The sequence below is a fragment of the Streptomyces sp. SID13726 genome (assembly GCF_010548375.1).
Taxonomy (GTDB): Bacteria; Actinomycetota; Actinomycetes; order Streptomycetales; family Streptomycetaceae; genus Streptomyces.
This window is the reverse complement of record NZ_JAAGLY010000004.1, coordinates 636915-643812: the sequence shown is the minus strand read 5'-3', so window position 1 is coordinate 643812 and position 6898 is coordinate 636915. Positions and strand designations below refer to the sequence as shown.

Below are 6898 nucleotides of genomic sequence, written 5' to 3'. Positions count from 1 at the left end.
CATAGTGTTTCGGTGGTCATAGCGTGAGGGAAACGCCCGGTTACATTCCGAACCCGGAAGCTAAGCCTTACAGCGCCGATGGTACTGCAGGGGGGACCCTGTGGGAGAGTAGGACACCGCCGAACAAATTGTGAGAAAACCCCCGTGCCATTCGGCACGGGGGTTTTCTGCGTTTACCCTCAATTCCATGCGCTATGACCTCGTCATCTTCGACAACGACGGAGTCCTCGTCGACAGTGAGCCGATCTCCAATCGGCACCTTGCCGCCTATCTGACGGAGCTCGGGCACCCGACCTCCTACGATGACTCCATCCGGGACTACATGGGCTCCGCCATGCACCGGGTCCATGACCTGATCCTGGAGCGGACCGGGCGGCGGTTGCCGGAGGACTTCGACGACGTCTTCCACGCGAGGGTCTTCGCCGCGTTCGAGCGGGAGTTGGAGGCCGTGGCCGGCGTCACCGGTGTACTGGAGAAGCTGGCGGCGGACGGGGTGCCGTACTGTGTCGCGTCCTCCGGGAGTCATGCGCGGATCAGGGTGGGGCATCGGGCGGCCGGGCTGGACCGGTGGTTCGAGGACGCCCGGATCTTCAGTTCGGAGGATGTGGGGCAGGGGAAGCCGGCGCCGGATCTGTTTCTCCATGCCGCCGCGCGGATGGGGGTCGAGCCCGGGCGGTGTGTGGTGGTCGAGGACAGTCCGCTGGGGGTGCGGGCGGCCAACGCGGCCGGGATGGACGTGTACGGGTTCACCGCGATGACGCCTGCGGACAGGCTCTCGGGGGCCACTGAACTCGTCTCCGACATGGGGCAGTTGGTGGACCTGCTCGTCTGACATTTGTCATGCCGAGGTCCGGACGATCGTTTCTACTGCCGTACCCCCGCCGGACGGGAAGCTGAGGGCATGACGACGAAGACGAACTCGAAGCGTGCCAACCTGGCTCCTCTGGTCGTGGACGTGGCGGTGCCGATCGGGGCGTACTACCTGCTGAGGAACGGGCTCGGGATGAGCACGCTGATGGCGCTCGGCCTCAGCAGTGTGGTGCCGGCCGTGCGGACCGTCTGGAGCGTCGTGAAGGAGCGGACGGTCAACGGCCTCGCCGCCCTCATCCTCGTCGTCAACGTCGTCGGGCTGCTGCTCAGCCTCGTCGCCGGTGATCCGCGGCTGATGCTCGCCAAGGACAGCGGGGTCAGCAGTGTGATCGGGATCGGTGTCCTGGTCTCCGTGGCGATGGGGAAGCCGTTGATGACCGCGGGGATGAAGCCCTGGCTGGTGAAGGGGATCGCCGAGCGGGAAGCGGCCTGGGCGCGGCTCCAGGCGGGGTCGGCGGACTTCCGGCGGGCCGAGCGGCGGTTCTCCGTGGTGTGGGGTGTGATCCTGCTGACGGAGTGCGTGGTGCGGGTCGTGGGGGCGTACACGGTGCCGGTGGACACGATGGTCTGGCTCGGGTCCGTGATCATGGTCGTGGCGATGACGCTGGGCTTCCTGGTCAGCGGGGCGCTGGCCGCCGGGCCCATGGCCGGGATGCTGATCGCGGAGACGAAGGCCGGTGCGGACCGGAAGCGTGAGGTCGCCCTCGCCCTGTGAAGCCGGTGAAGCCGGTGAAGCCGGGGAATCCAGGGAAGCTGAGGAAAATTCATCTTTGGCTGGATCTACCCACGAGTACGCCGGGGCCCTACGCTCGCCGCCATGACAGATGTGCTGCGGCGCGGTAGGGCCTCGCTGGCGTTCAGCTTCTTCGCGCAGGGCGTCGCCTTCGCCCTGCTGGTGACGCGGATTCCCGCGATCCAGGACCGGTACGGGATCTCCGACGGGCTGCTGCCGGCCTTCCTGGCCGCGGTGCCGATCCTCGCCGGGGTCGGCAGCGTCTCCACCGAGCAGCTGGTGAAGCGGATTCCGCCGAGCCTGCTGCTGCGGTGCGCCCAGCCCGTCGTGCTCCTGGCGCTGCTCGGGGTCGGAGCCGGGGACTCTACGGTCGAACTGGGGATCTCGCTCGCCGCCTTCGGGCTCGCCGTCGGCATGCTCGACGCGTCCATGAACATGCTCGGGGTGAGCCTGCAACGGTCGTACGGGCGCAGCATCATGCTCAGCTTCCACGCGGTGTTCAGTCTCGGCGGGATCGTGGGGGCCTCCCTCGCGTGGGTGGGGGCGCACTGGCATCTCGCGCTGTTCGTGTCGTATCTGCCGGTCGTGGTGGTGCTGTTGCCGCTGTGCCTGGTGGGGAGTCGGTGGTACGTCGACGGGGACGCGACGGTCGTCGAGGAGAAGGCGGAGGGCGGGGACGGTGTCGTCTTCAAGCTGCTGCTGCCGCTGTGTCTGGTGATGACCTTCGCGTACATCGGGGACTCGACCGTCTCCAACTGGAGCGCGAAGTACCTCCAGGACGTGCTGGGGAGCTCGGAGCAGTTGGCCACCGTGCCGTACAACGTGTACATGGTGACCACGCTGATCGGGCGGGCCGTCGGCGACTTCGGGGTACGGCGGTTCGGCGCGGCGGCGGTCGTACGGCTGGGGTCGCTGGTGGCGGCCGGGGGGTTCGCGGTGGTGGCCGTGGCGCCCGGGCCGTGGGTGGGGATGCTCGGGTTCACGCTGCTGGGGATGGGGCTCTGCGTGCTGGTGCCGCAGACCTTCGCGGCGGCCGGGAGGCTGTTCCCGGGGGCCTCCGATGCGGCTGTCGCTCGGCTCAATGTCTTCAACTACGTGGGGTTTCTGGTTGGTTCGCCGTTGGTGGGGGCTCTGGGGGACGCGTGGAGCTATCGCGGGGCCATGCTGGTGCCGATGGTGTTGGTGCTGGTGACGCTGGTGTACGCCAAGTCGTTCGCCGCTCAACCGGACCGATACGGTGGCGGGCATGAGCGGCCGCGCACAGCTGATGTGGGACGAGGCAGTAACGGGCTATGACTTCGGTCCTGAGCATCCGATGGATCCGGTCCGGCTCGACCTGACCCGGCGCCTGGTGGACGCCTTCGGGCTGGACCGGGACATGGAGGTCGTGTCGGCGAAGGCCGCGGGTGAGTCGACCCTGCGGCTCGTGCACCGGGAGGACTACGTCGAGGCCGTGAAGGCGGCTTCCGCCGATCCGGGGGCGGCCGACCAGTCGTACGGGCTGGGGACGATGGACGATCCGGCCTTCGCGCGGATGCACGAGGTGTCCGCGCTGATCGCCGGGCAGTCGGTGGGGGCGGCGGAGGCCGTGTGGCGGGGGGACGCGCTGCACGCGGTGAACTTCGCGGGTGGGCTGCACCATGCGATGCCGGGTGGGGCGTCGGGGTTCTGCATCTACAACGACGCCTCGCTGGCCATTGCCCGGCTGCTGGAGTTGGGGGCTCAGCGGGTCGCCTATGTGGACGTCGACGTGCATCACGGGGACGGGGTGCAGGCGGCGTTCTGGGAGGACCCGCGGGTGCTGACGATCTCGCTGCACGAGCATCCGCGGACGCTGTTTCCGCAGACCGGGTGGCCGGAGGAGACCGGGGCGGACTCGGCGGAGGGCAGCGCGGTGAACGTGGCGCTGCCGGCGGGGACGGGGGACGCGGGGTGGTTGCGGGCCTTTCACGCGGTGGTGCCGGAGCTGATCGCGGACTTCCGGCCGGATGTGCTGGTCACTCAGCACGGTGCCGATACGCATTTCGAGGACCCGTTGGCTCATCTCGCGGTGTCGTTGGACGCACAGCGGGCTGTGCAGGTGGCTTGTCATGAGTTGGCGCACTCCTGTTCCGGGGGGAAGTGGATCGCGCTCGGGGGTGGGGGGTACGCCGTGGTGGATGTCGTGCCCCGGTCCTGGACGCATCTGGTGGGGATCGCCGCGGGGCGGGAGATCGAGCCCGAGGCGGTGATTCCCGAGGGGTGGCGGCAGGAGGTGTTCGCGCGGACACGGCAGTTGGCGCCGGCGCGGATGACTGATGGGCGATGGCCGGTGGCGTACGCCGAGTGGGATGCGGGGTACGACCCTGCGGATCGGTTGGATCAGGCGGTGCTGGCTACTCGGCGGGCGGTGTTTCCGTTGCGGGGGCTGTTGGCCTAGGGAAGTGCCGCGTTCTGTCGTCTGGCGGCTGCGGGATCGTTGTGGCTTGTCGCGCAGTTCCCCGCGCCCCTGAGGGCGCTACTCCGACTGTGCGGTGTTTTCCTGTTCCGCTCCCTTCGCCTGCCTTTCATCCGCCACCATCACTCCCGTGTTGAGCACCGGCGCCCTCCGCGCCCATCTGCTGGCCGCTCGTCTCGCTGGGCCCGTGGCCACCTCGCGGGAGGAGAGTCTGCGGAGTTATCGGTTGTTCGCGGCTCGGGATCCTCGGGTGTTGATCGGGATTGATCCTGAATGGTCGTGGAGTGAGCGGGATTTGATCGATCTCATGGCCGACAAGTGTGGGGTTTCGGCCGATCCGAGATGCAGATCCGGGCATGATGTGATCGATCCCGATCGCACCCTCCTCGCGCTCGACGCCTTCGCGGAGCGCCTCGCGGCAGTTGCCCAGCGCAGTGGCCCTGTGCTGATCGGGACCGGACATCCGCACCGACTGCTCGGGTTCTACGCCGCTCTCGCGGACGCCCTCTCGGCGGCGGGATGTACCGTCCTCACCCCTGCGCATGGTCACTGTGTCGACATAACGACCCGGTTCGGTCTACGCACGTACAACCTTGACTACGTACGAGGAGTCGCGCTCGTGCGGGAACCCGACGCGAAGAGCTCCGGTCGTGAGACCGGCGCACACACGCATTCGCCGCTCCCGGTTCGTACCGCGCTGGCGGCCGCGGCGGAGGGCGGCGGGCCGCTTCCCGAGCTCGTGATCGGGGATCACGGATGGGTCTGCGGAGCAGGTCAGCTGGGGTTTGAGGCCATTGGGCTCGCGGATACGGATGACCCCGCGCTCTTTGTGGGGGAGGCCGAGGGGGCCGTGTCCGTCGTCGTTCCACTTGATGACGCTGTGCGGTCTGATTACTACCGGCCGCTGACCCGCTACGTACTCAATCGAGCGTGTCTGTCACAGTAGGCCGCCGATGGGTGCACCTCTTCCCCACTTGCATCACCCGCCCCTACATTGGGGAGTGAGCACGCAGCGACGAAGAGTCACCGGAAGGGGAAGCCGGTGGCCGTCGAGTGCGGAAGGTTCAGGTGTGTCATGGCTGCTGAGCAGAGGCCTCTGAGTGAGGTTCAGTTCCTTACCGTGGCGGAGGTCGCCTCGGTGATGCGAGTGTCGAAGATGACCGTGTACCGGTTGGTGCACAGCGGTCATCTGCCCGCGATCAGGGTGGGGCGGTCGTTCCGCGTCCCCGAGAACGCGGTTCACGAGTACCTTCGCGAGAGCTATGTGGGGGTGGAGACAGCCTGACGGCAGTGATCTCGGGGAGATTCCCAAGGGGCCTCAGGGCACTCGTGGATCCCTGCCGGATCTCCCCGGTTCACCTCGATTACGACCTCAGCGCTCGGGCGGGTAGGCTAGCCCCTCGTAGGTCGTATGGGCCCATGATGCCCAGCACCGAGTGATGAGAAGTGAGCGAGGGTAGTCGTGGGCTCTGTTATCAAGAAGCGGCGCAAGCGGATGGCTAAGAAGAAGCACCGCAAGCTGCTCAAGCGCACGCGCGTTCAGCGTCGCAACAAGAAGTAAGGCGACGCCGCGCAGGCAGCGTGTTTGTGGCCCCCCACCCAATGCCGGTGGGGGGCCACACGCGTGTCCGGTGGGCCGGATGTCGTCACCTCGCGCAGTGGGCGGTCATCACAGCGCAACAACGACCCGCTAAGTTGGCGGAACACGGGGAACGCGGCACAGGACTGGGGCTGTACAAGGGCTGTACCAGGCTGGACTACGGCTGGAAGGAAGGCGCTGATCTTGGGGAAGGTCGTGCTCGTGACCGGAGTGGCCCGTCAGCTGGGGGGCCGGTTCGTACGACGCATCCAGCGTGACCCGCAGGTCGACCGGGTCATCGGCGTGGACGCGGTATCGCCCGAGCATCATCTCGGCGGTGCCGACTTCATCCAGGCCGACATCAGGCAGCCCGGTATCGCCCGGGTACTGGCCGAGACGGCCGCCGACACCGTCGTACACCTGGATGTGACGGCGATGGCGCTGGGCAGCGGGAGCCGGACCACGGTCAAGGAGACCAACGTCATCGGCACCATGCAGCTGCTCGGGGCCTGTCAGAAGTCGCCGAACGTGAAGCGGCTCGTGGTGAAGTCCAGTACCAACGTGTACGGCTCGGCACCGCGGGATCCGGCCGTGTTCACGGAGACCACCCCGCCCAAGTCCCTGCCCTCCGGCGGTTTCGCCAAGGACGCGGTCGAGGTCGAGGGGTATGTGCGGGGGTTCGCGCGGCGGCGGCCCGACGTGGCGGTGTGTGTGCTCAGGTTCGCCAACATCCTGGGGCCGACGGCGGACACCCCGCTCGCCTCGTACTTCTCGCTGCCGGTGCTGCCGACGGTGTTCGGGTACGACCCCCGGCTCCAGTTCGTGCACGCGGACGACGTGATCGAGGTCCTCAGGATCGCCTCGCACGAGCCGGAGCGGGGCACGCTCAACAGCGGAACCTTCAACATCGCGGGCGACGGGGTCCTGTTGCTGTCGCAGTGTTCCCGGCGGCTGGGGCGGCCCACGGTGCCGTTGCTGCTGCCGGCCGTCACCTGGGCCGGGTCGCTGGTGCGGACGCTGGGCATGACGGACTTCTCGCCCGAGCAGATCCGGCTGCTCACCCACGGCCGGGTCGTGTCGACGGTCCAGATGCGCGAGACGCTCGGATTCCGGCCGAAGTACACGACGGCGGAGACCTTCGCGGACTTCGCGCGCAGCCAGGGCCCCGGGCTGCTGCCGCCGGAGTCCCTCGCCGGGGCCGTCGACCGGATCGCCGCGCTGCCCCTCGCGGGTGGCGGCCACCCCCCGACGCCGAGCGCCAACTGAGGAGCGCATCAAC

Annotated in this window: 8 protein-coding genes and 1 rRNA gene; all 9 read left to right on the top strand. The window is 68.0% G+C overall.

The genetic code is table 11. The features are described from left to right. The first annotated feature begins 8 nt into the window (after positions 1-8). Positions 9-125, top strand: a 5S ribosomal RNA gene (rrf, locus tag G3I78_RS14230). Positions 126-187: 62 nt separating this feature from the next. Then, positions 188-832, top strand: a complete 645-nt coding sequence (locus tag G3I78_RS14225; RefSeq protein WP_164424120.1) for an HAD family hydrolase — start codon at positions 188-190, stop codon at positions 830-832. A gap of 69 nt (positions 833-901) precedes the next feature. Further along, positions 902-1585: a VC0807 family protein gene (locus G3I78_RS14220; RefSeq protein ID WP_164424118.1), complete on the top strand. Its 684-nt coding sequence runs from the start codon at positions 902-904 to the stop codon at positions 1583-1585. 102 nt (positions 1586-1687) lie between these two features. Next, a complete protein-coding gene (locus G3I78_RS14215) occupies positions 1688-2899 on the top strand; it encodes an MFS transporter (protein WP_164424116.1) in 1212 nt (403 codons plus the stop codon). Then, entirely contained in the window at positions 2850-4022 is a 1173-nt protein-coding gene (locus G3I78_RS14210; protein ID WP_164424114.1) for an acetoin utilization protein AcuC, read from the top strand. Before G3I78_RS14215 ends, G3I78_RS14210 begins: the two co-directional genes overlap by 50 nt. Positions 4023-4170: 148 nt before the next feature. Next, on the top strand, positions 4171-4986 hold the full coding sequence (locus G3I78_RS14205; RefSeq protein ID WP_164424112.1) for a phosphatase: 816 nt from the start codon (positions 4171-4173) through the stop codon (positions 4984-4986). A gap of 129 nt (positions 4987-5115) precedes the next feature. Continuing rightward, complete coding sequence (locus G3I78_RS14200) at positions 5116-5325, top strand: helix-turn-helix domain-containing protein (RefSeq protein ID WP_016437488.1); 210 nt, start codon at positions 5116-5118, stop codon at positions 5323-5325. A 177-nt stretch (positions 5326-5502) separates the two neighbouring features. Beyond that, positions 5503-5601, top strand: coding sequence for an AURKAIP1/COX24 domain-containing protein (locus tag G3I78_RS14195; RefSeq protein ID WP_003948845.1), 99 nt, complete (start codon positions 5503-5505; stop codon positions 5599-5601). Between the two features lie 222 nt (positions 5602-5823). Beyond that, the gene (locus G3I78_RS14190; RefSeq protein ID WP_164424110.1) at positions 5824-6885 is read left to right on the top strand and encodes an NAD-dependent epimerase/dehydratase family protein; all 1062 of its coding nucleotides are present in this window, start codon (positions 5824-5826) and stop codon (positions 6883-6885) included. Positions 6886-6898 lie beyond the last annotated feature (13 nt).